The 22,959-nt window shown below is 69.6% G+C and carries 18 protein-coding genes and 1 riboswitch; of the genes, 12 read left to right on the top strand and 6 right to left on the bottom strand.

Annotated elements, in window-relative coordinates; genetic code table 11:
- Positions 1-155 precede the first annotated feature (155 nt).
- Entirely contained in the window at positions 156-1,058 is a 903-nt protein-coding gene (locus tag HYV14_03835; GenBank protein ID MBI2385127.1) for a CBS domain-containing protein, read from the top strand.
- Here the strand turns inward: HYV14_03835 and HYV14_03830 are convergent.
- The 3 genes from HYV14_03830 to HYV14_03820 form a co-directional block, all read right to left on the bottom strand.
- Entirely contained in the window at positions 1,055-1,930 is an 876-nt protein-coding gene (locus HYV14_03830) for a DMT family transporter (protein ID MBI2385126.1), read from the bottom strand. The genes HYV14_03835 and HYV14_03830 overlap by 4 nt on opposite strands.
- 6 nt (positions 1,931-1,936) lie before the next feature.
- Entirely contained in the window at positions 1,937-2,590 is a 654-nt protein-coding gene (locus HYV14_03825; protein MBI2385125.1) for a hypothetical protein, read from the bottom strand.
- Positions 2,591-2,673: 83 nt separating this feature from the next.
- Positions 2,674-4,893: a M48 family metalloprotease gene (locus tag HYV14_03820; GenBank protein MBI2385124.1), complete on the bottom strand. Its 2,220-nt coding sequence runs from the start codon at positions 4,891-4,893 to the stop codon at positions 2,674-2,676.
- A gap of 236 nt (positions 4,894-5,129) precedes the next feature.
- A riboswitch (cyclic di-GMP riboswitch) is annotated at positions 5,130-5,209 on the top strand.
- Positions 5,210-5,315: 106 nt separating this feature from the next.
- On the opposite strand from HYV14_03820, the gene HYV14_03815 reads away from it, so the two are divergent.
- The 10 genes from HYV14_03815 (at position 5,316) to HYV14_03770 (ending at position 16,758) form a co-directional block, all read left to right on the top strand.
- On the top strand, positions 5,316-6,827 hold the full coding sequence (locus tag HYV14_03815; protein ID MBI2385123.1) for a PorV/PorQ family protein: 1,512 nt from the start codon (positions 5,316-5,318) through the stop codon (positions 6,825-6,827).
- Positions 6,828-7,032: 205 nt separating this feature from the next.
- Positions 7,033-9,069, top strand: coding sequence for a tetratricopeptide repeat protein (locus tag HYV14_03810; protein ID MBI2385122.1), 2,037 nt, complete (start codon positions 7,033-7,035; stop codon positions 9,067-9,069).
- Positions 9,070-9,093: 24 nt separating this feature from the next.
- A complete protein-coding gene (locus HYV14_03805; GenBank protein MBI2385121.1) occupies positions 9,094-11,490 on the top strand; it encodes a hypothetical protein in 2,397 nt (798 codons plus the stop codon).
- Positions 11,474-11,704: a flagellar FlbD family protein gene (locus tag HYV14_03800; protein ID MBI2385120.1), complete on the top strand. Its 231-nt coding sequence runs from the start codon at positions 11,474-11,476 to the stop codon at positions 11,702-11,704. The genes HYV14_03805 and HYV14_03800 overlap by 17 nt, the downstream gene beginning before the upstream one ends.
- Before the next feature lie 15 nt (positions 11,705-11,719).
- Positions 11,720-12,541: a MotA/TolQ/ExbB proton channel family protein gene (locus HYV14_03795; GenBank protein MBI2385119.1), complete on the top strand. Its 822-nt coding sequence runs from the start codon at positions 11,720-11,722 to the stop codon at positions 12,539-12,541.
- Between the two features lie 12 nt (positions 12,542-12,553).
- Positions 12,554-13,333, top strand: a complete 780-nt coding sequence (locus HYV14_03790; protein ID MBI2385118.1) for a flagellar motor protein MotB — start codon at positions 12,554-12,556, stop codon at positions 13,331-13,333.
- An 11-nt stretch (positions 13,334-13,344) separates the two neighbouring features.
- Positions 13,345-14,052, top strand: coding sequence for a hypothetical protein (locus tag HYV14_03785; GenBank protein ID MBI2385117.1), 708 nt, complete (start codon positions 13,345-13,347; stop codon positions 14,050-14,052).
- Positions 14,049-15,233, top strand: coding sequence for an aminotransferase class V-fold PLP-dependent enzyme (locus tag HYV14_03780; GenBank protein ID MBI2385116.1), 1,185 nt, complete (start codon positions 14,049-14,051; stop codon positions 15,231-15,233). The genes HYV14_03785 and HYV14_03780 overlap by 4 nt, the downstream gene beginning before the upstream one ends.
- A gap of 23 nt (positions 15,234-15,256) precedes the next feature.
- Positions 15,257-16,297: a tRNA 2-thiouridine(34) synthase MnmA gene (gene mnmA, locus HYV14_03775; protein MBI2385115.1), complete on the top strand. Its 1,041-nt coding sequence runs from the start codon at positions 15,257-15,259 to the stop codon at positions 16,295-16,297.
- On the top strand, positions 16,294-16,758 hold the full coding sequence (locus HYV14_03770; GenBank protein MBI2385114.1) for a hypothetical protein: 465 nt from the start codon (positions 16,294-16,296) through the stop codon (positions 16,756-16,758). The genes mnmA and HYV14_03770 overlap by 4 nt, the downstream gene beginning before the upstream one ends.
- On the opposite strand, the gene HYV14_03765 is transcribed toward HYV14_03770, so the two are convergent.
- Together HYV14_03765 and HYV14_03760 are read right to left on the bottom strand one after the other, a co-directional pair.
- Entirely contained in the window at positions 16,755-18,098 is a 1,344-nt protein-coding gene (locus HYV14_03765) for an FAD-dependent oxidoreductase (GenBank protein ID MBI2385113.1), read from the bottom strand. The two genes, HYV14_03770 and HYV14_03765, sit on opposite strands and share 4 nt — an antisense overlap.
- Complete coding sequence (locus HYV14_03760) at positions 18,095-19,498, bottom strand: MBL fold metallo-hydrolase (GenBank protein MBI2385112.1); 1,404 nt, start codon at positions 19,496-19,498, stop codon at positions 18,095-18,097. Before HYV14_03760 ends, HYV14_03765 begins: the two co-directional genes overlap by 4 nt.
- A 34-nt stretch (positions 19,499-19,532) precedes the next feature.
- Here HYV14_03760 and HYV14_03755 point away from each other — a divergent pair, with 34 nt between their 5' ends.
- Positions 19,533-21,836: a PBP1A family penicillin-binding protein gene (locus HYV14_03755; protein ID MBI2385111.1), complete on the top strand. Its 2,304-nt coding sequence runs from the start codon at positions 19,533-19,535 to the stop codon at positions 21,834-21,836.
- 35 nt (positions 21,837-21,871) lie between these two features.
- Here HYV14_03755 and alr read toward each other — a convergent pair whose 3' ends face one another.
- A complete protein-coding gene (alr, locus tag HYV14_03750; protein MBI2385110.1) occupies positions 21,872-22,936 on the bottom strand; it encodes an alanine racemase in 1,065 nt (354 codons plus the stop codon).
- Between the last annotated feature and the right edge of the window lie 23 nt (positions 22,937-22,959).

Here is a 22,959-nt window from a genome sequence, read left to right as displayed (position 1 = left end):
GCGCCGCGGCCCGCGGGAGCCAATTGCGCGGGCGTCTAGGCCGCGTACAGCGTCTCTGACGGCCCGGGTTCGTCCTTCGGGGAAAAAAGGGTTACAGCGCGTTCATGGCTCCCGCCCCGGCGCGGCGTTTATACTGTACGCGAGCAGGGGGGCGCATGAAGATCAGGGAGATGATGACCGTCGACGTCGCGACGCTCGATCCGGAGGATACCATCGAGCAGGCGGCGCGCGTGATGCGCGACGCGAACGTGGGCTTCGCTCCGGTCGTCTCGAACCGGATGGTCCTCGGGGTGCTGACCGACCGGGACATCGTCCTGCGCGCGGCGGCCAAGGGCTACCACATGCGCCTGGCGAAGGTCCTGGACATCCTGACCCCCGGGGCGGTCCATTGCGCCGAGGACGACGACGTCCAGGACGCGGCCAATCTCATGGCGGAGAACCACGTCCGCCGCCTCATCGTGGTGAAGCCCGACAACACGCTCGCCGGGGTCGTCTCGCTCGCCGACATCGCCGAGCACGCGGGCGAGACGGCCAAGGTCGTCGGGGACATCCTGAGGTCGGCTCCGCCGACGGAGGCCGAGACCTCCCTGCGCGGCGCCGGCGTCAGCGAGACGGGCGAGACGCCGGCGGTCCGGACCGGGCCGCTCGGCTCGCTCGTACGCGGGGAGCTCTCCTCCATCGAGACCTACAAGCTGGCCCTCCGGAAGGTGGGCGGCGAGCCCGCGGGCGACGAGCTGCGGCGCATCGAGCGGGAGCACGAGGAGGCCGTCGATCTCCTGCTCGAGAGGCTGCGGCTGAGCGGCGAGCCGGAGCCGAAGAGCTCCGGCCTGCGCGGGAGATGGTCGAAGGCCTTCGAGACGGCCGCGCTGATCGTCGGCCGCAAGGCGGCGCTCCGGGCCTTGAAGCAGGAGGAGGCTCACGGCCTCCACGGCTATGAGAAGGCGCTCGAGGACGAGAGCCTCGATCCCGAGGTGAAGGAGCTGATCCGCGCCCGCCTCCTGCCGCGGGCGCGGTCGCACATCCCCGCGCTCGACCGCCTGCTCGCGGAATCCCGCTAGGCTTCGGCCAGGTCCTCGCGCGGTCCCGGCCTTCCCCGGGGGGAGCGGAGCAGGACGACGACGCCCGTCGCGATGAGCGCGAAGGCCGCGCCGAGCCGCGGCGAGAGCGGCTCGCCGAACAGCCAGAAGGCGCCGACCGCGGCCAGGATCGGCTCGACCAGCTTGGCGCAGCTGAGCGCGAGCACGCCGTAGGCGTTGAGCAGGTAGGTGAACAGGCCGTGGCCGCCGAGGCTGACCGCGAAGGCCAAGGTCGCGAGCGCCGCCCAGGTGGACGCGGGCCAGCCCGACCAGGCGCCGCCCCGCGCCGCGCCCGCGGCGAGGAACAGGAGCGCGGCGGTCGCGTAGGCCGCGAACAGGAAGCTGACCGTGTCGAGGCCGCGCCGGACGCGCCGGCCGGCGAGCACCCAGGCGGAGAAGAACATCGCCGAGAGCAGCGCGGAGAGGTCTCCCGCGAGGCCCGACCCGCCCATGCGCAGCGAGCCGCCGAACAGCAGGACGACGCCCGCCGCCGCGAGCGCGAAGGCGCCGAGCTCCCGGCGCCCGAGGGGCTCCTTGAAGAGAAGCCACGCCCCGAGCCCCGTCCACACCGGATGCGTCGAGAAGGCGAGCATGAGGTGGGCCACGCTCGTGTGCGACACGGCCCAGGTGAAGGTCCACAGATGGAGGAAGAACAAAGTCCCGGCGATCGCGATGGACCGGCTCACGGGAACGGTCATGGTCTTGCGGCGGCTCCAGGCCCACGGAGCCAGGACGGCGCAGGCGAGGAACAGGCGCCAGAAGCCGATGGCCTCGATCGGCGCGCGCGCGCCGCGGATCAGCAGGGCGGGAAGGGACAGGCACACCACCGCGATGACGAGAAGGAGGGGACGCACGGGGCGTTATTTGCCCTGGCTCTTCAGGTACTTCTGGACTTCGGGGTTGTCGACCCCGCCGGGCACGCCCTTGAGCATGTCGGCCATGTCGCCGCCGCCCTTGCCCGCCTGGGGGTCGGCGACGCCGGTCATCCCGGACGGGGCGCCGGTCGGCTTCGGCGACGCGCCCTTGAAGGAGCTGAAGCTCTTGGTGCCCTGGAGCTTGGGCATGTTGAACGCCTTCTTGCCGCCCTTCTGGGCGGCGGTCTTCGGAGCGGCCTCCGCGGCGGGCATGGACGCCGCGGAGGGCGGCGCGGGGGGCGGGGCCGCGGGCGGCGGCGCGGCCGCCTTGTCCTGGTAATAGCTGTTGTTCGTCCCGCCCTTCACGAAGTCGAGGGAGGAGCCGCCGCCGGGCGCCGGCGTCATCGTCATGCCGCCCGCGACGGGCAGCGACGACTGCGCCGGGTTGCCCGCCGCGGGCGGAGCGACGATGGTCACGGTCTGGGAGACGTTGACCTTCTCCTCGCCCTTCTCGCGCCGCTCGAACGTGACCGAGCTGTCGGGAGGCCGCGCGGTCTTCACCTCGTTCATGCGCATGTACAGCACGCCGAGGAGAGGCAGGATCAGGGAGGCGGCGCCGCCGGCCAGCAGCCAGAGGGTGCGCTTGCGGCGAGCGTCCATAACCTCCTGCTCGGGTGTGGGCATGTCTCCCCGAGTGTATCAGGCCCGTTATGGCTTGTCCAGGGGTTGTGACCGGCTTGCGGCTATCGGGGCTTCTCGATCATCCGGCCCAAGGTCTGGACGCGTTCCAGCGGGTCGGGGTGGGACAGCAGCAGCCGGTACAGCCAGCTGCCCTCGCGGTGCGGCATCTTATCGTCCTCGAGGCCGAGCAGCGCGAACTTGCGCAGGCCCGTGGCCAGGCCGCGAGGGTCGCCGGTGAGCTTCGCCGCGCCGGCGTCCGCCATGCGTTCGTTGGCCCGGGTCAGCCCCATGGCCCCGATCATCCAGAGCAGGGGCGTCCAATAGCCCAGCGCCATCTGCCACAGCGTGACCGCGCCGCCGGAGAGGAGCTGGAGGCAGGCGATGGAGGCGAACAGGGTCAGCATGTGGCGGTACTTCACGTGGCTGAGCTCGTGCGCCAGCACGCCGCTCATCTCGCGGACGGTCATGAGGCGCGTGATGTAGCCCTTGACCGCCACCACGGAGAGGAGCTGGACGCCGCCCGCGGCGAAGGCGTTGGGGTCGCCGGTGCTCGCGCCGGCGTACACGCGCGGCATCGGCACCTTCGCCCGCCGCGCGAGGTCCCGGACCGTCTCGACGTACGGGCCCGAGGAGACGCGCTTGACCCGCATGAAGAGGGCCGCGGCGAAGCCCGACAGGACGATCATCGGCGCCATGGTCATGAGCGAGCCCGTCAACGAGGCGCCCGCCGCCGCGAGGGCCGCGGGCACCGACAGCTTGAGCAGCGAGAGCAGAGCGAGGCTGCCCAGGACCAGGGCCCCGCCCCACCACGCGGCCTGGACGCGGGCGCGGCGGATCTCCCTCTCGGGGGTCGTGGCCTCCCCGGGGATCCGGTCGAGGCGCCAGCGCGTCAGGAGCTCCCGGACGGAGAACCCGGCGGCCGCCGGCGAGGCGCCCTTCGCCGTCATGCGCGTCAGGAAGCGGCGGCTGAGCCGGTAGGCGGCGACGGCGGCGAACAGCAGGGGGAAGGCGAGGAGGTCGGTGACGCCGCCGGTCAGGGAGATGAAGCGCATCATCGGGGAGAAGAGCATGGGCAGGAGCATGAGGCTGAACGGGATCTCCACGGGGAACTCCGGCGCGATCCGGACCTTGTTCCGCAGGCCCCAGGCCGTGTGCCCGGCGCCGTAGACGACGGGCAGGGCGGCCATGAAGGCGAGCGCTCCCAGCAGGGGGGCCAGGCTGACGAGCCCGGCGCCCTTGACCGCGGCACCCAAGAACGCGGCGGTCAGATCGAGCCCCGTCAGTCCGAGGGCGGTCACGGCCGCGGCGCCGGCGAACACGCCGAGGAGGCCGTCGGCGTAGCGCGTCAGCGGCGCGTGCGCCGGGTCGCCTCCGCGGGCCAGGGCGATCCGCGTCGCGACGAGGGCGGGGATCATCACGCCGCCCAGGCCCGCCAGGACCCAGAGGCCGACGGCCGGCGTGAAGCCGAACACCGCGGGAAGGAGCAGGCGCGCCGCATGGTCGGCGGCGAAGGTCGCGACGGCCGCCGTGACCGTCACGAGCGGCGCCGGGAGACGGCGCGACAGCGAACCGACGGAGGAAAGGGCGCGGTCCAGGACTCGGCCCAGGGCGAGCTTCGCCTCCTTGGCCTTGGTACGGAAAAAAGCGGGCTTGGGCTTGACGGGCGCGGGCGCCTGCGCGGAGGGAGGACCGTTCATCCGGTCCGGCCCGGCGCCGCCGGCTTTCGCAAGGACGGGGCTCGGGGACGAAGGCGCGGCCGGGACCGCGGCCTCGGAGGCCGGCGCGGGAAGGCCCTCGCTCCAAGCCCGGTCCGCGGTGGCCTTGAGATCCTCCTCCCGGGCCGCGCCGCCGGTCTCGATCCTCTCGAGCGCGATGGACACCTTGAGGACGCGATCGATGAGCTTCTGCTCGGCCGCGCGCTCCTTGAGGCCGGCGGTCCGCCGCTCGAGCTCCTTCGCGCTCGGTACGGCGGCCTTGAGCCGGACGGGGGACGGCGCCGCGGCGGCCGCGCGGACCGGCGCGGCGGGACGCGGCGCGGGGTCGATCGACGGCGCCGCCAAGGCCGGCGAGAGGGCCGGCGCGGAGAGCGGGGCGCCCGTGAGCGGGAGCGAGGCTCCGGACGGGAGGGCCGCCGAGGGGATGAGTGAGACCGCTCCGGCGGACGGCCCCGGCCGCGCGACGCGCACCGTCTGAGCGAAGGCTTCCTGGCCGGGGCAGGACAGGACGAGAACGGCGGCCATGACCGCGGCCGCGCTCCTGGTCAGCGCCCGAACTCGTGTCATCCTCGAAGGATAGGCTTCTCAATGACGGCATAAAAGGGTCCTTCGACCTAAAAGAAGGGGGCCATTCGACGACGGAGGGCGGGACCCTATAGTAAGTACGCTCATTCGCGGGTCTTGACAAAAGAAACAATTCCGTTACACTTCTGATGTAGCATCCTGTTTCGCGCTTCCGGACCGTTTTTGGATCAAGGGGGTTGGAGATCCAGCGGGCGGTCCGGTGCCCGTAGGCGCCCAACAGGCGATAACGGCAAACCCATCGCAAGGTGGGGGCGCAAAGCCATGACTCCCGGTCTTGGGGGAGTGTCAGGCTACCGAATAGTATGCCCGCTAAAATTGCGAGGGGCTGGTCCCCTGTGCGCTGCGCGCGCGCGTCGGTGCTTGTACAGACCTTGGCGCGCGCTTGCGTTTTTATGGGCCTCGTCTTGAGCGCCTCCGCCCAGTCCGGCGGCACCCCCGGCGCCTTCCTGAGCTACGGCGTCGGCGGCCGCGCCCTGGCGATGGGCGGCGCCTACTACGCGATCTCGGACGACGCGAGCGCCGCCTACTGGAACCCGGCCGGCCTGGCCCAGCTGCAGCGCAAAGAAGTCACCACGATGCAGGCGACGCTCTTCCAGCAGACCAAGCTCACGTACTTCAGCATGGCGTACCCCACCAAGAGCGGCTCGACCTTCGCTCTGAGCATGACCCAGCTCGCCAACCCCGGCTTCGAGCAGGTGGACCTGAAGCTCAACCCGAACACCAACGAGCCCGAGACGATCACGTCCGGCGGCTCCTTCGCCGACTCGCAGTCGGCCATGGGACTGTCCTGGGGCAAGGGCGTGACCGAGACCGTCAGCTTCGGCATGGGCGTCAAGCAGGTGACGCGCAAGCTCGGCGGGTCCTCGGACAACTTCAAGACGCTCGACATCGGCGCGATGAAGACGATGGGCTCGGCCTACCGCCTCGGCTTCGGCATGCAGAACGTCTTCGCGATGCGCACCGGCGACACCGACGACAAGCTGCCGGTCGTCATCAAGCTCGGCAACTCCCTGCGCCTGTTCAAGGAGCGCCTGACGCTCGCCGCCGACGTCAATAAGGTGCTCAACGGCGACACCGACATGCGCTTCGGCGGCGAGTACTGGGTGTCGCGCTGGTTCGCCTTCCGATTCGGCCTCCTCGGGCTGCCTAAGATACAGGAAACGGACTTCGGGTTCGGGTTGAACTTCAAGAGCTTCGCCCTGGACGTGGCGCAGGGCATCCACGACCTCGGCTCGTCGACCCGGTTCTCGATCACCTTCCGCTTCGGCCAGTCGCGCGGCGACCGCTCCACGGCGCAGGTCAAGAACTTCATCAAGCAGGGCATGGACGCCTTCCAGGAAGGCAACTTCGCCCTCGCGGCGCAGAAGTTCAACCAGGCCCAGGACGCGGCTCCGGGCAACAAGCAGGTCGCGACGATGATCGCGCGCCTGAACAACGTCACCGCCTTCGTGCCCCAGGCGAGCGGCGGCGAGGAGTACGTGACCTTCATCCGCCGCGGCGCCATCGCCTACGTGGACGGCCGCGACCTGAAGGTCTCCGTCAACTCCCTGCGCTACGCCTTCAACAAGAACCCCCGCGACGAGAAGCTCCTCGGCCTGCTGAACATGGTCGAGCGGGAGGCCGGCGCCGCCGATCCGACCCGCCGCCTCGAGGGCCCCGAGCAGTTCACGTTCATCGACCAGAAGGTCTTCGACGCCCGCCAGTCCATCTACGACGGCAAGTACGACGCCGCCGTCCGCCGCGCCCAGGACGTCCTCGACCTCGAGCCCAACAACGTGACGGCGCTCGAGATCATGGGCTCGGCGTTCTTCCTGATGGAGCAGAAGGACAAGGCGGTGGCGGTCTGGAAGCGCGTGCTCGAGATCGATCCGAACAACCGCTCCGTCCGCGAGTTCCTCCAGTCCATCCGGCAGTAACGGGAAACGGATGGAACCACAAAGACACCAAGACACAAAGAAAAACGAAAGATATGGTAACGGCATACGGCCTTTGCCGTTGAACTTCTCTTCCGTTGCCGTTCTTGGTGACTTGGTGTCTTTGTGGTTTATCCGTTCCGTTCGTAAATTCCGTTTGTTTTTATGCCTTGAATCTGTAACAGGCCCCCCTTACACTCATCATCGAATGCGTGCGTCTCTCCTCGCCGCGCTGCTCGCGCTGCTGTCGTCGGCTCCATTGCCGGCGGCGGCCGGCGTCGTGTCGCCCAACCTGGGCCTGCTCCAGGAGCAGAACCACATCAAGGCCGACGCGGAGACGAAGATCCAGCGCGACGTGCTCGACCCGATCCTCGGCAAGGGCAAGGCCGCCCCCTTCGTCGACGTGGAGATGGAGGTCAAGCTCGAGAGCGAGGAGTCGATGCGCTCGGGCATGGGCGTGTCGGAGAAGTACAAGGAGAAGGCCCCCGGCCCGAAGGGCGGCATGCAGACGACCTTCGTGCTGCCCGGCATCCCGAAGCCGAAGACGATCACGCAGGGCCCGGAGAGCCCGGACCGGCCCGAGGCGAGCCAGGCTCAGCAGGCGCAGCAGATGAAGGGCGTGCAGGAGGAGCGCTTCGCGGTCAAGCCCGTGTTCAAGCGCCTGCAGGTCACCGTGATCCACGACGACACCGTGCTCGACCCGGTCAAGGACGCGGCGCGCCTGTCGCAGGTGCGCGAGCGGATCGTCGACGCGATGGGCCAGTACCAGCTCACGCAGGACCGGGTCGTCTTCCGGCCGACGAAGTTCGACAAGCCGCCGCTCGTCGACTGGCGCGAGGACTTCAAGAAGCCGTCCGTCTATCTGCCCCTGCTTTATGCTCTCCTCCTCCTGCTGTTCCTGTGGTTCCTGTTCGGGCCGCTGAGCCGGTTCTTCCGGCAGTACGTCGCCGCGCTGCGCGAGGCGAAGAAGGGCGAGTTCGAGGTGCTCAACAAGGCCGAGGACAAGGGCAAGGACGGGGAGGACGAGAACGACGACACGCTGGAAGAGCTCACCAAGGGCGAGCTCGATATCATGCTGGGACGCAAGCCGCCAGAGCCGCCGCCTGCGACGCCGGAGGAGGACGAGGACGCCATGAAGAAGTTCGAGCCGTTCACGTACATCACCGAGGAGAACTTCAAGCGCCTCGCCAACCTCTTCCTCGTCCGCCAGGACGAGCCGTGGCTCGTCACCGTCGTGCTCAGCTACCTGAAGCCGGAGATCGCGCGCGCGACCCTGACTTTGCTGCCGGTCGAGCTCCAGGCCAAGATCGCCATCGAGTCCCTCAAGCTCCGCCAGGTCACCCGCGAGCAGCTGATGGCCATCGACGCGGACGTGAAGGAGTCGGTGGATTTCGTCGTCGGCGGCATGGAGCGGCTCACCCAGATGCTCGACGAGGCGGACACGCTCACGCGCGCGAACATCCTCGAGTACCTGAAGAACGAGAAGCCCGACGTGTACCAGCGCGTGCGCAAGTTCATCCTGACCTTCGAGGACGTCGTCGGCTTCCCGGACCGGGACATGCAGACGATCGTGCGCGAGCTGAAGACCGAGTCGATGGCCAAGGCCCTCCAGGGCGCGGCGCCGGACATCGTCAACAAGTTCCTGTCGAACATGTCGGCGGGCGCGGCCTCCCTGCTCAAGGAGTCCATCGAGTACGCGGCGGGCCTGACCCCGGCCCAGATCGAGGAGGAGCGCTCCAAGATCATGGACGTCGTCAAGGTCCTCGAGAAGGGGGGCAAGGTCAACGTGCGGCAGAGCCGCGGCGACGCCTTCTCCGGCTTCCACGAGGAGGTGGCCAGCGACAGCGGCGAGAAGTACGCGCCGCGCACGCGCGCGGCCGAGCAGGCCGTGGCGACCTTGCTGGGCTCCGGCGGCGGACCGGCGGGCCTTCCGGCGGCCGCGCCGCAGGCGGCCCTGCCCGCCCCGGCGCCGGCGGCCTCTCCGGCGCAGGCGGAGGCGGCCAAGCCCTATCTCGACGCCGGCATCCAGTACCACGACGCCGGGCGCTTTCAGGAGGCCGCGCAGTATCTCGAGTACGCGCTGGCCCAGGACGGGTCGCTGTGGCAGGGACGGCAGTACCTGGCCAACTGCTACGTGCAGCTCGGCCGCAACAAGGACGCGATCGCGCAATTCGAGCAGGTCCTGCTGGTGAACCCCGATCCGGGGCTGCGCCAGTGGGTGGACGGGATGAAGGGTTCGGCTTGACGAGCATCTTAAGGAGAGAACATCATGGCGCCTGACGACAAGTTTCCGCCGCCGCCGCCCCTGCCTCCGGGCAAGGGAGGCGCGCCCATGCCTCCGCCGCTGCCCGCCGCGGCCGGAAAGCCCCCGTCGCCCCCGCCGCTTCCTTCGCGGTCCGGCGCGCCGGCTCTTCCCGCCATGCCCGCCCTTCCCTCGTTCGGCGCTCCGACGAGCGCTCCGCCCGCGCCGCCTTCGTTCGGCGCCGCGCCGGCCCAGGCCGCCGCGCCCGACCGCTCCAAGGAGGCCGAGGCGAAGCTCGAGCGGATGAAGGACGAGTTCGAGGACAAGCTCGAGGCCCTCGAGAAGAAGCTCAGCGAGGAGCGCGAGAAGGCCCTGCTGATCCAGCTGAGGAGCCAGGAGGAGACGGTCACCGCCGCCAAGGTGGAGGTCTCCCTCAAGGAGCTCCAGGACAAGCTCCGCCGCGACCGCCGCGACCAGGAGAACGAGGAGAGCAAGCTCAAGCTCGAGCGCCGCGCCCAGGAACTCGAGGCGCGCCTCGCTCAGGAGCGCGAGACGTGGGTGACCACGCTGAAGAGCCAGCTCGCCTCCCGCGAGACGCAGGACAAGGAGGTCGAGACGCACTTCGCCGTGCGGCTTCAGGAGATGGAGCGCCGCTGGCTCGAGGAGAAGGCGCAGTGGCAGAAGACCGCGCTCGCCAAGGACGACGAGGTGCGCACGCTTCGCGCCCTCGCCGAGAAGCTCCGCGGCGCGGACACGGAGCTGGCGAAGGCCGTCGGCGCGCAGAAGCTCCTCGAGGAGCGCCTGACCGAGGTCCTGCAGGAGCGCGCGGAGGCCGTCTCCCGCCTTCAGGGCGCCACCGACCGCGAGAAGGAGGCCATCCAGCTCCGCGCCGACCTCACTCTCACGCGTCAGCAGGGCGCCCTGATGCAGGAGCGCCTCGAGCGCGACATCGCCATGCTCCGGCAGAGCAGCCGCGAGCGCGAGGAGCGCCTGATGGCCGACCAGGAGCGCCTTCAGCGCGACCTCGGCACGGTGAAGCAGAACCTCGAGGCCCAGCACGACGCCAACCTGCGCCGCGCGAAAGCCGAGAACGAGGCCGAGCTCTTCAAGTACAAGGACGTCGCCGAGAAGTCCACGGCGGAGTTGCAGCGCCTGCGGGCCGTCGCCGGGGCGCTCGAGCGCCAGGGCGCGTCCGCCCGCGCGCAGCTCGACGAGCTGCGCCGCGCCGCCGCGAGCTGGGAGAAGACCCAGGAGCGGTACAAGGCCGAGTTCGTCGTCCTCCAGCGCAAGTGGGTCGAGCGGGAGAAGGAGGTCCGCGCCGAGGCCACGCAGGCGTCCCTGCAGATGGTCGAGTCCGAGAAGACGCGCCTGCGCATCCAGGCGCAGGACGAGCTCAACCAGCGCGCGGCGAAGATCGCCGACCAGCTGCGGCTCGAGAACGAGTCCGAGCAGAAGCGCCTCGAGTCGCGCCTGCGCGCGGACCTCGAGCGCGAGCTCGCGGAGCGCCGTCAGGCCCTGACCGCCGAGTCCGACGGCGCGCGCGCCCTGGCCGACCAGGAGCTTTCGCGCCTGCGGCGCGAGCTCCAGCAGAAGGACGCCTCGTGGGGCGAGCGCCTGCTCGCCAAGGAGTCGGAGCTGATCACGCAGCGCAGCCGCGCCGACGAGATGAGCGGCCGCCTGTCCCGGGAGGAGGAGGCCCGGGGCGCGGCGCTGCGCGACAAGCTCGAGCTCGAGAAGCAGCTCGAGGGCCTGCGCGAGCAGCTCGGCGCCCAGCAGGCGTCCCTGCGCGCCATGCAGGACCGCCTCGCCTCGACCGAGTCGGACAAGAGCCGGCTCGAGACGGAGAAGACCGAGCTCGAGCGCCTGTCCACCGCCCAGGCGGCGCAGGTGCACGGCTCCCAGGAGGCCCTGGAGGCGACGCGCCTCCAGCTCGCCCGGGAGACGCAGGCCGCGAAGATCCTGCAGAACGCGCGGGAGCAGGCCGAGAAGTCGCTCGCCGCGCAGCGGGCGGAACTGACGCGCAGCCTGCACGCCCAGAAGGTCGAGTTCGACCGGCTCCTGCAGACGGAGAAGGAGCGGGCCGATGCGGCGGTCGCGAAGGCGGCGCAGGACCGGGACGCGGCCGTCTCGGCCGCCCGGGCCGACGCGCAGGCCGCGGCTCACGCCGCGGTCGCGGAGGCGCAGGCCCGCCTCGACCGCGAGGCCTCCGAGCTCCGTGAGGCCTTGAACGCCGAGGCGGCGGCCGCTCGCGCGGCGTCCGCGGCGGCGGCGGAGTCCGCCCGGCGCGCGGCCGAGCTGGAGACCGGGCTGGCCTCGGCGCGGGCCGAGTCCTCGGACCTGGCGGCCAAGCTCGAGGAGTGCCGCAAGGAGTCGTGGACCAAGAAGCTGTTCAAGAAGGAGGGCGACGGTGATCAAGCTCCATAAGCTCAACGGCCTCGAACTCGTCGTCAACGCCGAGCTCATCGAGACGCTCGAGCCGGGCCCCGAGACCGTCGTGCATCTCGCGACGGGCAACAAGCTCACCGTCACCGAAAAGGCTGACGAGATCATCGCGAAAGTGGTGGAATACAGAAAGGCCGTCAATTCCGCGGGGAAGCCCGTCAACCCCATCGCGGGCTACGAGCGGCAGAAGAGTTAAGGAGCCGAACTTTCAATGGATATCGCAACGATCGCGGGCATCTTCACCTTCTTCGGCCTGACCGTCTTCATGATCTTCCACAGCGAGGGCGTGGCCGGCTTCAAGCCGTTCATGAACCTCGAGGCGGTGTTCATCGTCATGGGCGGCACGGTCTGCGCCACCTTGGTCAACTACCCGCTCTCCCAGGTCATCGGCGTCGGCAAGATCATCAAGAAGACTCTGATGTCCCACGGCGACGACGACACCTCGGAGATCGTCGTGACCTTCGTCAACCTCTCGCAGAAGGCGAAGAAGGAGGGCTTCCTCGCGCTCCAGGGCGACCTCAAGGGCATCAAGAACGACTTCCTGCGCCGCGGCGTCCAGCTCGTCGTCGACGGCGCGGACCACGAGTTCATCCGCAACATGCTGGAGACCGAGATCGGCTTCATCCGGGAGAGGCATAAGGGAGGCGCCGAGATCCTGAACGCGCTCGGCACCTACGCGCCCGCCTTCGGCATCATCGGCACCGTGCTCGGCATGATCATGATGCTGTCCTCGATCGACGACGTCGCCCAGGTGCCGCGCCGCATGGCGCTCGCGCTGTCCGCGGCCTTCTTCGGCCTCGGCTCGGGCTACCTGATCTTCCTGCCGATGGGCGGCAAGCTGCGCGCCCGCTCCGAGGAGGAGCTGCTGATCAAGGAGATCGTCATCCGCGGCGTCCTGCTCCTGCAGAGCGGCGCGACCCCGTCCGTCGTCGAGGCCAACCTCAAGGCCTACCTGCCGCCTTCCCAGCGGCTCATCGTCAAGGGGCCGCCGGCCCCGGGGGCCCCGGGCGCCCCGGCCGCGCCGGCCGCCTAAGGAGAAGATTCGATGCCCATGCGCGCCCCGAAGGGGTTCATCGACATCAGCGACCCGAAGGTGTGCCAGGTCGGCCATCCCGCGCCGCCCTGGATGGCGAGCTACGCCGACCTGATGACCGAGCTCGTCTGCTTCTTCGTCATCCTTTACGCTCTCTCGGCGGCCTTGAACAAGGACGTGCAGAAGGCCGCGGCGGACGTCAAGGAGATGATGGACAAGGGCGAGATGAAGGGCGAGGTGAAGATCGACAAGGACGGGCTCAAGATCTCCATCGAGGAGCAGGGAGGCGCGGGCTTCTTCGGCGTCGGGGCGGCCGAACCGACCCCCGAGATCGACGAGAAGCTCGCGCTGCTGACGCCGGCTTTGGCCAAGCTCGCGCTCAGCCACGAGATCCTCGTGGAAGGCCACACCGACGGCCAGGCCATCCACAACGACTATTTCGACTCCAACTGGGAGCTGTCCACCGCGCGCGCGACGAGCGTCGCGCGCCTGCTCATCGAGAAGTACAAGATGCCCGCCGAGCACCTCGGCGCCGTGGGCTACGGCGGCAACCGTCCGATCGCCGCGAACGACACGCCGGAGGGGCGCGCCAAGAACCGCCGCGTCGTGATCTTCGTGAAGAGCACCTCGCTCAAGAAGGACCCCAAGGAGGCCGGCCCCGAGACGGCGGTCCTCGATAAAAAAGCGGTTCCGCCCATCGCGCCGCTCACGGTCCCGGCGGAGGTCCTCCGCAACACCGAGAATCCCGAATCTCCGTCGGCGGCGCCTCCCGCCAAGGGGGGCGCGGAATGATAGAATACGGCATGCTCAACCGCCGCTTCATCGCCGCCGGGCTCCTCGCGCTGCTGTTCTCCGCGTGCGGCCCCTCGAACAAGAACGTCGTCGTCGAGGACTTCGCCGAGGGCCGCATCGTGGACCTGTCCATCACCGAGAAGCTGACCGGCACCTCCGAGTTCCTCCTTTTCTCCACCGCCAAGAAGACCCAGTTCCTGGACGGCTACATCCAGGGCGTCATCACCGACTACCAGGACAACCCGGTGCAGGGCGTCGTCGTGCGCGCCGTCGCCTCCGGCGAGAACACTTTGGAGGAGGGCGAGGCGCGGCCCTCGGGCTTCGCGACGAGCTCCTTCGACCCGGGCGTCTCCGACACGAACGGCTTCTACCGCATCCGCTTCAGCCTGCCCATCCTCGGCAAGAAGGTGGACATCCGCGGCCGCATGCTGTACAACCCGGGCTGGGAGCAGGAGCGCGACAACCTCGGCAAGGCCTACGAGCCGCAGACCAAGCAGAGCCAGTACCGCCTCTACTACGACCGCAAGAGCGGCCGCATCATCTTCTCCGAAGGCGTGCGCAAGACGGTCGTCTCGGCCGTGACCTCCAAGGGAGCGCCGAAGGCTCCCGCCCTGCCCGGCACCGAGGCGCCCAAGCCCGTCGAGAAGGCGAAGCCCGCCGGCGAGCCGGCCGCGGGCGGCGCCGACGATCTCTTCAAAGGATTCGGCTTCGGACAGTGACGGTCTACCTCGACCACAGTCCGACCACCTACCTCGACCATAACGCGACGACGCCCGTCCGTCCCGAGGTCGTGGACGCGATGCTCCCCTGGCTGCGCGAGGGCTACGGCAACCCGAACTCGGTATACTCGCTCGGCCAGCGCGCGAGGGCCGCGGTGGAACGCGCGCGAGAACAGGTCGCGGCTCTCCTCGGCGCCGCCGACTCCTCCGAGATCGTCTTCACCTCCGGCGGCTCGGAGTCCGACGTGCTGGCCATCGCCGGCGGCGCGTGGCAGGCCCACGACGAGACCAAGGGCAAGCGCCGCAAGGTCGTCACCTCGAAGATCGAGCACGACGCGGTCCGCCTGCTGGCCGGCCAGCTGCGCCGCCGCGGCCTCGACGTGCTCGAGGCGGGCTGCGGCGCCGACGGCGTCGTGGACGCGGCCGGGATGAAGGCCATGCTCGACGACGCGACCGCGGTGTTCAGCCTGATGCACGCCAACAACGAGACCGGCGCCCTGCAGCCGGTGGCCGAGCTCGCCGCCTCCGCCCGGGCGGCCGGCGCCTTGGTCCACACGGACGCGGTGCAGTCGCTGGGCAAGATCGGTATCGACGCCAAGGCGCTCGGCGTCGACCTGCTCGCGGTCTCCGGCCACAAGGTCAACGCGCCCAAGGGCGTCGGGGCGCTGTACGTCCGGCGCGGGGTGCGCCTCGCTCCGCTCGTGACCGGCCACCAGGAGAAGAACCGCCGCGGCGGCACCGAGAACACGGCCTCGATCGTCGGCTTCGGCGTCGCCTGCGAGCTCGCGGCGCGCGAGCTGTCCGCCGCCGCCTCCCACGCCCTCGCCCTGCGCCGCCGCATCGAGGCGGGCGCGCTCCTCATCAAGGGCGCGCGCCTCAACGGTCCTCACGAGCTCCGCCTCCCGAACACCGTCCACCTCAGCTTCGACGGGATCGACGGTCACCACCTCGTCGTCGCGCTCGACCTCGAGGGCATCTGCGTCTCGAGCGGACCCGCCTGCTCCTCCGGCGCCTCGACCCCGTCCCACGTCCTGACCGCCATGGGCGTCCCACCCGAGGTCGCGACCGGCTCCATCCGGGTGTCCGTCGGCTGGGGCAGCACCGACGCCGACGCGGACCGCCTGCTCGCCGCCCTGCCCAAGGCCGTCGAGAAGCTCCGCGCCGTGGGGGCCCCCGCGTGAGCCGCCGGCGCGTGCTCGTCGCGATGAGCGGAGGCGTGGACTCCTCCGTCGCCGCCGCCTTCGTCCGCGAGCGCGGCGACGAGGCCGTGGGCGTCACGATGAAGATACTCGCGCGCACCGAGACCGGGTTCGGCTGCTGCGGCTCCCCGGCCGACGTCGACGACGCCAAGCGCGTGGCCGAGCGCCTGGGGATCGTCCACTACGTCTCCGACATGGCCGACATATTCGCCTCGAAGGTCATCCGCCCCTATCTCGACGCCTACCTCGGCGGCACGACCCCGAACCCGTGCGTGGAGTGCAACCGCTCGCTCAAGTTCGGCCATCTCCTCGCGCTGTCCGAGGCCTGGGGCTGCGACGCGGTCGCGACGGGGCATTACGCGCGCGTCGAGAACGGGCGGCTGATGAAGGCGCTCGACCCGGCGAAGGATCAGAGCTACTTCCTGTACTCCCTCGACGCGAAGGCGCTGTCGCGGGCGGAGTTCCCCGTCGGGTCTTTGACCAAGGACGCGGTCCGGGCGAAGGCGCGGGAGCTGGGACTGAAGACGGCCGATAAGGCCGAGAGCATGGAGACCTGCTTCGTGCCGAACCGCGACGTGCGGGGCTTCGTCGCCGCGCACGCGGACGCGACGGAACCGGGCATCGCCGCGGGGCCGATCCGCGACCGCGACGGGCGGGAGCTCGGACGCCATACCGGCTTGGCCTCGTACACGGTCGGTCAGCGCTCGGGGCTGGGGCTGAACGGCCCGGAGCCTCGCTACGTCGTTCGAATCGACGCCGCTTCGAACTCCGTCATCGTGGGCGGCGTCGACGAATTACAGTCTAGGGGCATCACGGTGGGAGCGCTGACTTTCAACGGCGAACGGAATGGGGGAACCTTCCGGGCGCATGTTCGAATACGGCATCGGCATACGCCCGCCGCGGCCTCGATCGAGCTTATGGATGACGGAACGGCAAAAATACATTTCGATGAGCCCCAGCGCGCGCCCGCTCCGGGACAATCTGCGGTGATCTACTCGGGCGACATGGTCGTCGGCGGCGGGACCATACTGCGAGGTGACCTGTGAAAAAGCTCCTGTTGACGGCGTTCGCGGCGATGCTGACGGCGGGCTGCGCGGGCATGTTCGGCGGCCGGGACGAGGCGGCGGACGATTTCGCCAAGGAGACCAGCGCCAACGAGGCGAAGGTCAAGGAAGACCGCGTGCGCTCGAGCCTCGCCCAGCTCGAGGCGCGGCTGTCGGACTACACGAAGACCGAGAAGAAGATCCCGGTCAAGCTCGAGAAGCTCGTGCCGAAGTACCTCGCCGAGATACCCTCGCTCGACCTCCCCGTCTGCGGGCGCGAGTCGAGCAAGGTCGAGGTGTACGGGCCCGAGATCCTGCGCGACGGGCAGGTGGACGGGTCCCGCCTGCGCGGCACCGGCCGCTGGGGCTACGTCTTCACCGACGACCGCATCGTGATCTTCGTGGACTGCCTCAAGCCCTCGCTGCGCGGCGTGCCCTGGTACCAGGAAAGAGGAGTCTACTAGGAGTAGCGGCGGCGGAACTCGGCTTCGTCGCCGATCGGCGTGAGGCCCGCGGCGCGCCGCGCGAGATGCGCGGCCATCCCCGCGCCGAGGTACGACAGCGCGTGGAGCTCGCGCAGCAAAGGCTTCGTGCGCAGGAACTTCTTGAGCCCCGGCGAGGGGCTGGGCCACTCCGGGATCTCCCCGACGGGCCTGCCGTCCAAGGTCAGCAGGTGGGTCCGGCACGGCCCGCCCGCGCCGATCTTCCGGCAGGCGGCGTCGACCGCGGTCTCGGCCATCACGCGGTAGTCCGACATCTTGCCGCCGCCGATCGTGAGGAAGCCCGCCACGCCGTCGCGCGTCTCGTGGTCGAAGACCTCGAAGTCGCGCGACAGCTGCTTCTCCGCGCCGGGCTGGCCCAGGATCGGGCGCGAGCCGACGGTGGTCGCGTCGTGCTTCTCCGGCCAGGACGCGAAGTAGCGCTTCACCGAGCGCGTCAGGTAGCCGATCTCCTCGTCCGTCGTGCGCGTCTGGTCCGGATCGAGCGGCCCGGGGATGTCGGTCGGCCCCACCCAGGTGCCGAGGGGGGAGGGCACGACGAAGACGTAGCGCGAGCGGTCCTCCGCCTCCAACAGAAGCCCCGCCGGAGTCAGCGCTTTTTCACGATAGATGAGGTGGGTCCCCTTCATCAGGCGCAGGGGCATGCGCACGCCGGCGAGGGTGGAGACCTTGTCGATCCAGGGGCCCGCGGCGTTGATCGTGATCTTGCCGCGCAGCTCGCGGCCGCCGGCGTTCACGCCGGCCACGCGCGAGCCGTCCTTGAGCACCGAGGTCACGGGCGTGTCGAGCATCACCTCGGCGCCGGCGGCCTTCGCCGACTCGAGCGTCCTGCGCGCGAGCGCCTCCGCGTCCACCCACCACTCGTCGAAGACCAGCGCGCCGCGCAGGCCCTCGGGTGCCAGGCCCGGGACGACGCGCAGGGTCGCCTCGGGGCTCAGGCGCATGTGCGGGCGGCCGTACTTCATCGGCTGGAAGCGGTCGTACTGCTCGAACAAGGTCTCGACCGTCTCGAGCCCGCGGCTGTGTCCTTTATAGACCGGCCAGACGATCGGCAGTCGGGTGAGCAGGTCGCCGGCGGTGCGCACGATGTGGCCGGAGTCCCAGCAGGAGGAATGCGTGGTGAGGCGGTCGTAGAGCAGGTAGCGCACGCCGCCGTGGATCAGGTGCGTGGAGGCGGAGGTGGTCCCGCCGCCGGGCCGGCCGCGCTCGAGAAGGCATACCCGCAGTCCCCTGAGAGCCGCGTCGCGGGCCACGCCCGCGCCGGTGACGCCGCCGCCGATGACGATGAGGTCGAATCCGCTCATTGCAGGTCGTACTCCTGGCCGTAATCAGGGCACTCGACGCGCGTGATGCCCTCGGCGCGCAGGAGCTCCGCGAGCGCGGCGCGGTCGGAGGGGTCGCCGTGGACCAGGAAGATCTTTCGCGGGCGCGGGTCGAGCGACTTCATGAACCACATCAGGTCCGACTGGTCCGCGTGAGCGGAGAACGTGTGCAGGGTCTCGATCCGGGCCCACACCGCGTGCTCGAGGCCGAAGATCTTGACCTTCTTGGCGCCGTCCTGAAGCCGGCGGCCGAGCGTGCCCTGGGCCTGGTAGCCGACCATGAGGACGGTGGTCGTGTCCTTGTCGAGGTTGTTGCGCAGATGATGGAGGATTCGCCCGCCCTCGCACATGCCCGAGGCCGACAGGATGATCATCGGGCCTTTCTCGTCGTTGAGCGCCTGGGACTCGAGCGCGGTGCGCACGTAGCGGATCGCCTTGAAGTCGAACGGGTCGCCTTCGCGCGCCACGTAGTCCTTGAACTCGGGGGAGAACGAGAAGCCGTCGAGGTGGCGGCTGAAGATCTCGGTGATGTTGAGCGCCATCGGGCTGTCGACGTAGACGGGGATCATCGGGATCTGGCCGCGGCGGATCATCTTCTCCAGGACGAAGACGATCTCCTGTGTGCGCTCGAGCGCGAAGCTCGGGATCAGGATCTTCCCTTTCTCGGCGACGGCCCGATCGACGACCGCCTTGACCAGCGACTCGACGCGGTCGACGGGGTCGTGGTTGCGGTCGCCGTAGGTGCTCTCGATGAGCAGGTAGTCCACGGTCTTGGGGACGTCGGGCGGGTCCATCAGCAGGCTCTTGCGGCGGCCCAGGTCGCCGGTGAAGAACACCCGGCGCACGCCCTTGGCGGTCCTCGCCTCGACCTCGATCATCGCCGAGCCGAGGACGTGCCCCGCGTTGTGGAAGCGGAAGCGGACCTTGTCGCTCAGCTCGACCCAGGTCATGTACGGCCGCGGAGTCAGCAGGGCCAGGCAGGCGTCGACGTCGGCCTCGGCGTACAGCGGCTCGATGGTCTCCTTGCTGCCCTCGCGCGCGCGGATCTTGTTGAAGAACTGCGCGTCGGACTCCTGCAGGCGCGCCGAGTCGCGGAGCATGATCGCGGCGATCTCGAGCGTGGCCTCCGTGCAGTAGATCAGGCCCGCGAACCCGCGCTTGACCAGGAGCGGCAGGCTCCCGCAATGGTCGACGTGCGCGTGCGAGAGCAGGACGGCGTCGACCTCCGCCGGGGAGAAGGGAATGTCCCGGTTCTTGGCGAGGGCCTCCTTGCGGTGCCCCTGGAACAGGCCGCAGTCGAGGAGGATCTCGAGGCCCTCGGCCTCGAGCAGATGCCGCGAGCCGGTCACCTCGCCGACGCCTCCGTGGAAGCCGATCTTCATAGCCAGAGTGTACGAAATGGTAGAATCGGGTTTCATGACCCGTGTCCGTTTCTACCTCCTCGCGGCCGTCGCGTTCCTCTCCGTCGGAGCCGGCTCCGTCGCCCTGCGCAAGCTCCTCGAGGGGATGCCCCCGATCCACACGCTCGAGGACTACACCCCCTCGCTGACCACTCGCGTCTACGACTCCAAGGGCACCGTGATCTCCGAGCTGTCCATCGAGAAGCGCGCCTTGCTGCCGCTGTCGAAGATCCCCGTGGACCTCCAGAACGCGGTCATCGCCGTCGAGGACGACGCCTTCTTCAAGCACTGGGGCATCTCTCCGAAGGGCATCCTGCGCTCCTCGGTGCGCAACCTCATCGCGCGCCGCGTGGTGCAGGGCGCCTCCACGATCACCCAGCAGCTCGCCAAGCAGATCTTCCTCAAGCCCGAGCGGAAGTTCACCCGCAAGATCCGCGAGGTCCTGCTCGCGCTGGAGATAGAGCGCAATTTCTCCAAGCCCGAGATCCTCCAGCTCTACCTCAACCAGGTGTATTTCGGCGAGGGCGCCTACGGGGCCCAGGCCGCGGCCCGCAACTACTTCGGCAAGGAGGTCTCGGAGATGACCTTGGCCGACTGCGCTCTGCTCGCCGGCCTCATCCGGGCGCCCCGGGCCAACTCCCCGTTCTTCAAGCCGGAGAACGCGCGCAAGCGCCGCTCCGTCGTGCTTCAGCGCATGCTCGACGAGAAGCTCGTCACCCTGGCCGAGGCGAACGCGGCCAACGCCCAGCCGATCCCGCTGGTCAAGCCGCTCGGATTCGACTCCCAGGCGCCGTTCTTCGTCGAGCACGTGCGGCGGCGCATCGAGCGTAAATACGGGACCGCGGCCGTCTGGCGCGGCGGCATGAAGGTGTACACGACGCTCGACCTCGACATGCAGAAGAAGGCCGAGGAGATCATGGAGCGGGCCCTGACCGAGTTCGACGCCAAGGCCCAGGTCGAGCACGAGAAGAAGCTCAAGGAGCTTCTCGCCGCCGGAGAGCCGCTGCCGCCCGAGATATCGACGGCGCCGCTCGCCAAGATCCAGGGCGCCTTCGTCGTCATCGACATCAAGACCGGCGCCGTGCGCGCGATGATCGGCGGGCGCGAGTCTCACTTCAACCGCGTCACCCAGGCCAAGCGCCAGCCCGGCTCCACCTTCAAGCCTTTCGTGTGGGCCGCCGCGCTCGGTTCCGGCATGTCCGCCGCCTCGATGATCGACGACACCCCGCTCGCGTTCTACTTCGACGGCCGCGACTGGCGCCTCCTCGAGGGCGCGACCGACCAGTACTCGATCAACCTCGCCACGCAGCCGTTCGCGGCCTCGCCCGACTTCAAGATCTGGGTCCCCAACAACTACGACGGCAAGTTTTTAGGCCGCATCACTTTGCGCAAGGCCCTCTCCCAGTCGCGCAACATCTCCTCGATCAACCTCATCACCCAGGTCGGCCCGCCGCTCGTCGTCGAGTTGGCCAAGCGCGCCGGCATCCGCTCCGAGCTCGAGCCGGCGCCCGCTCTCGGCCTCGGCGCCTCGGTCGTGACCCCGCTCGAGATGACCTCCGCCTTCGGCACCTTCGCCAACGGCGGCATCGCCGTCACGCCGTACACTCTCGAGCGGGCCGAGGACGCCAGCGGCCGGCAGCTCGAGAGCCACCTTCCCGCCGAGAAGGAGGCGATGACTCCCCAGCTCGCCTACCTCGTGACGAACCTGCTCAAGGGCGTCGTGCGCGGCGGCACCGGCGCCTACGCCAGCCGCCTCGGCCGCCCGCTCGGCGGCAAGACCGGCACCTCCAACGACAACCGCGACGCCTGGTTCATCGGCTTCACCCCCGACCTCGTCGCGGGCGCGTGGATGGGCTACGACGACTTCACCTCGCTCGGCCGCAAGGACTGGACCGGCGGTTCGACCGTCGTGCCGTGGTGGACCGAGATCATGGGCGAGATCCTGAAGGACTACCCCAAGCGCGACTTCCCGGCGCCGTCGGGCGTCGTCTTCGCGACGATCGACAAGACGCAGGGCCTCCTGTATCAGCCCGCCTGCCCGAAGGAGAACAAGCTCCTCGAGGCGTTCGCGAAGGGGACCGAGCCGACGGAATACTGCGACCCCAACCGCGTCGGCCCGGCGGTCATCGAGGTCTCCACCGACGCCTTGGGCGCGACCGCCATGCCGGACGGCGGCTACGGCACGGTCAGGCCGTCCAGCGGCGCCTTCGCCCCGTCGCCGGCGCCGAGCGACGACCCGGACGCGCCCGCGCCGCTTCCCACCGACGGCGAGCTCGAGCCCGCGCCGGCGTTCGGCGAGGACAACGACGACCTGCAGTAGGCCGGGCGGCTACCCTTGAGGATAGTCGCGAGGGGCTAGGTGTAGACGCGCGGAGCGCGCGCGGCCGTGCGGCGGATGGGGAGCTCGACCGCGTCGCCGGGCTTGAGGCCGGGAAGCCCGGTCGCGTCGACGAGGGTGTGCGAGATGCCGCAGCGGCCGACGAACGGCAGGTTCACGCCGTTGCGCTTTCCCCAGAACGACTGGCTCGCGCCCAACCCGATCAGGCGCTCGGCGGGCTGCATGGTGAGGCCGTCGGCGTAGCCGACCGGCAGGGCGGCGACGGTCATGCGGCGCGGCACGAGGTACTCGCTCGCGTAGCCGATCGAGGCGCCCTTGGCCGCCTCGCGCACGGAGATCACGCGCGCGAAGAAGCGCCACGGCATCTTGAGCGCGGCCGGCTTGGTCTTCGAGCGGTTGATGCCGTAGAGCAGGTTCCCCACGCAGGCCAGGTCGAAGCGGCGGTGGGGGAAGTCCATGAACACGGTCGAGTTCGCCGCGCGCAGGCGCAGCCCCGGGTCCAGGCGTTTGTACGGCGCCGTCAGGCGTTCGAAGGCGCCGAGCTTCTCCTCGGCTTCGACGGCGTTCTTGCCGGGCACGTAGCCGAGGTGCGCGGAGATGCCGTCCACGGTCAGGCCGCGGAGCTTGGCCAGCGCCGTCATGAGCGCGGGCAGCTCCTTCGGGGGCAGCCCCCAGCGCGCGAGGCCGAACTCCAGGTCCACCTGGAGACGGAGCTTCCCGCCTTTGGCGGCGCGGTGGAGCGCCTTGGCCTGGGCGAGGGACTCGATGACCGGGATCACGCCGAGCTTGAGGGCCTGGGCGGAGTCCTCGGGCAGCAGCGGCGCGAGCATCTGGATCGGCGCCTTGATGCCGGCGGCGCGCAGCTGCGCGGCCTCGCTCAGGTCGCGCACGCCGAGGCGCTCGGCTCCGGCCTTGAGGACCGTTCTGGAGACCTCGACGGCGCCGTGGCCGTAGCCGTCGGCCTTCACCGCGGCGACGAAGCCCGCGCCCCTGGGCAGCTGGGACTTGATCCACGCGGCGTTGCCGGCGATCACGCCGAGGTCGATCTCGACCCATTTCATCAAGGAGGGGGAGGGCATCACGGCTATCTTATAAAAAAACGGCC

This window comes from Elusimicrobiota bacterium (assembly GCA_016182905.1).
Classification (GTDB): domain Bacteria; phylum Elusimicrobiota; class Elusimicrobia; order UBA1565; family UBA9628; genus GWA2-66-18.
The sequence above is the reverse complement of the archived record's forward strand: the minus strand, read 5'-3'. Positions and strand labels throughout refer to the sequence as shown.

Excerpts from the sequence above, each read along its gene's own strand:
- HYV14_03790 (MBI2385118.1), top strand. The coding sequence starts at position 12,554 with ATGCCCATGCGCGCCCCGAAGGGGTTCATCGACATCAGCGACCCGAAG.
- HYV14_03755 (MBI2385111.1), top strand. The coding sequence starts at position 19,533 with ATGACCCGTGTCCGTTTCTACCTCCTCGCGGCCGTCGCGTTCCTCTCC.
- HYV14_03765 (MBI2385113.1), bottom strand. The coding sequence starts at position 18,098 with ATGAGCGGATTCGACCTCATCGTCATCGGCGGCGGCGTCACCGGCGCG.
- HYV14_03785 (MBI2385117.1), top strand. The coding sequence starts at position 13,345 with ATGCTCAACCGCCGCTTCATCGCCGCCGGGCTCCTCGCGCTGCTGTTC.
- HYV14_03760 (MBI2385112.1), bottom strand. The coding sequence starts at position 19,498 with ATGAAGATCGGCTTCCACGGAGGCGTCGGCGAGGTGACCGGCTCGCGG.
- HYV14_03805 (MBI2385121.1), top strand. The coding sequence starts at position 9,094 with ATGGCGCCTGACGACAAGTTTCCGCCGCCGCCGCCCCTGCCTCCGGGC.
- HYV14_03825 (MBI2385125.1), bottom strand. The coding sequence starts at position 2,590 with ATGGACGCTCGCCGCAAGCGCACCCTCTGGCTGCTGGCCGGCGGCGCC.
- HYV14_03820 (MBI2385124.1), bottom strand. The coding sequence starts at position 4,893 with ATGACACGAGTTCGGGCGCTGACCAGGAGCGCGGCCGCGGTCATGGCC.
- mnmA (MBI2385115.1), top strand. The coding sequence starts at position 15,257 with ATGAGCGGAGGCGTGGACTCCTCCGTCGCCGCCGCCTTCGTCCGCGAG.
- HYV14_03795 (MBI2385119.1), top strand. The coding sequence starts at position 11,720 with ATGGATATCGCAACGATCGCGGGCATCTTCACCTTCTTCGGCCTGACC.
- HYV14_03810 (MBI2385122.1), top strand. The coding sequence starts at position 7,033 with ATGCGTGCGTCTCTCCTCGCCGCGCTGCTCGCGCTGCTGTCGTCGGCT.
- HYV14_03835 (MBI2385127.1), top strand. The coding sequence starts at position 156 with ATGAAGATCAGGGAGATGATGACCGTCGACGTCGCGACGCTCGATCCG.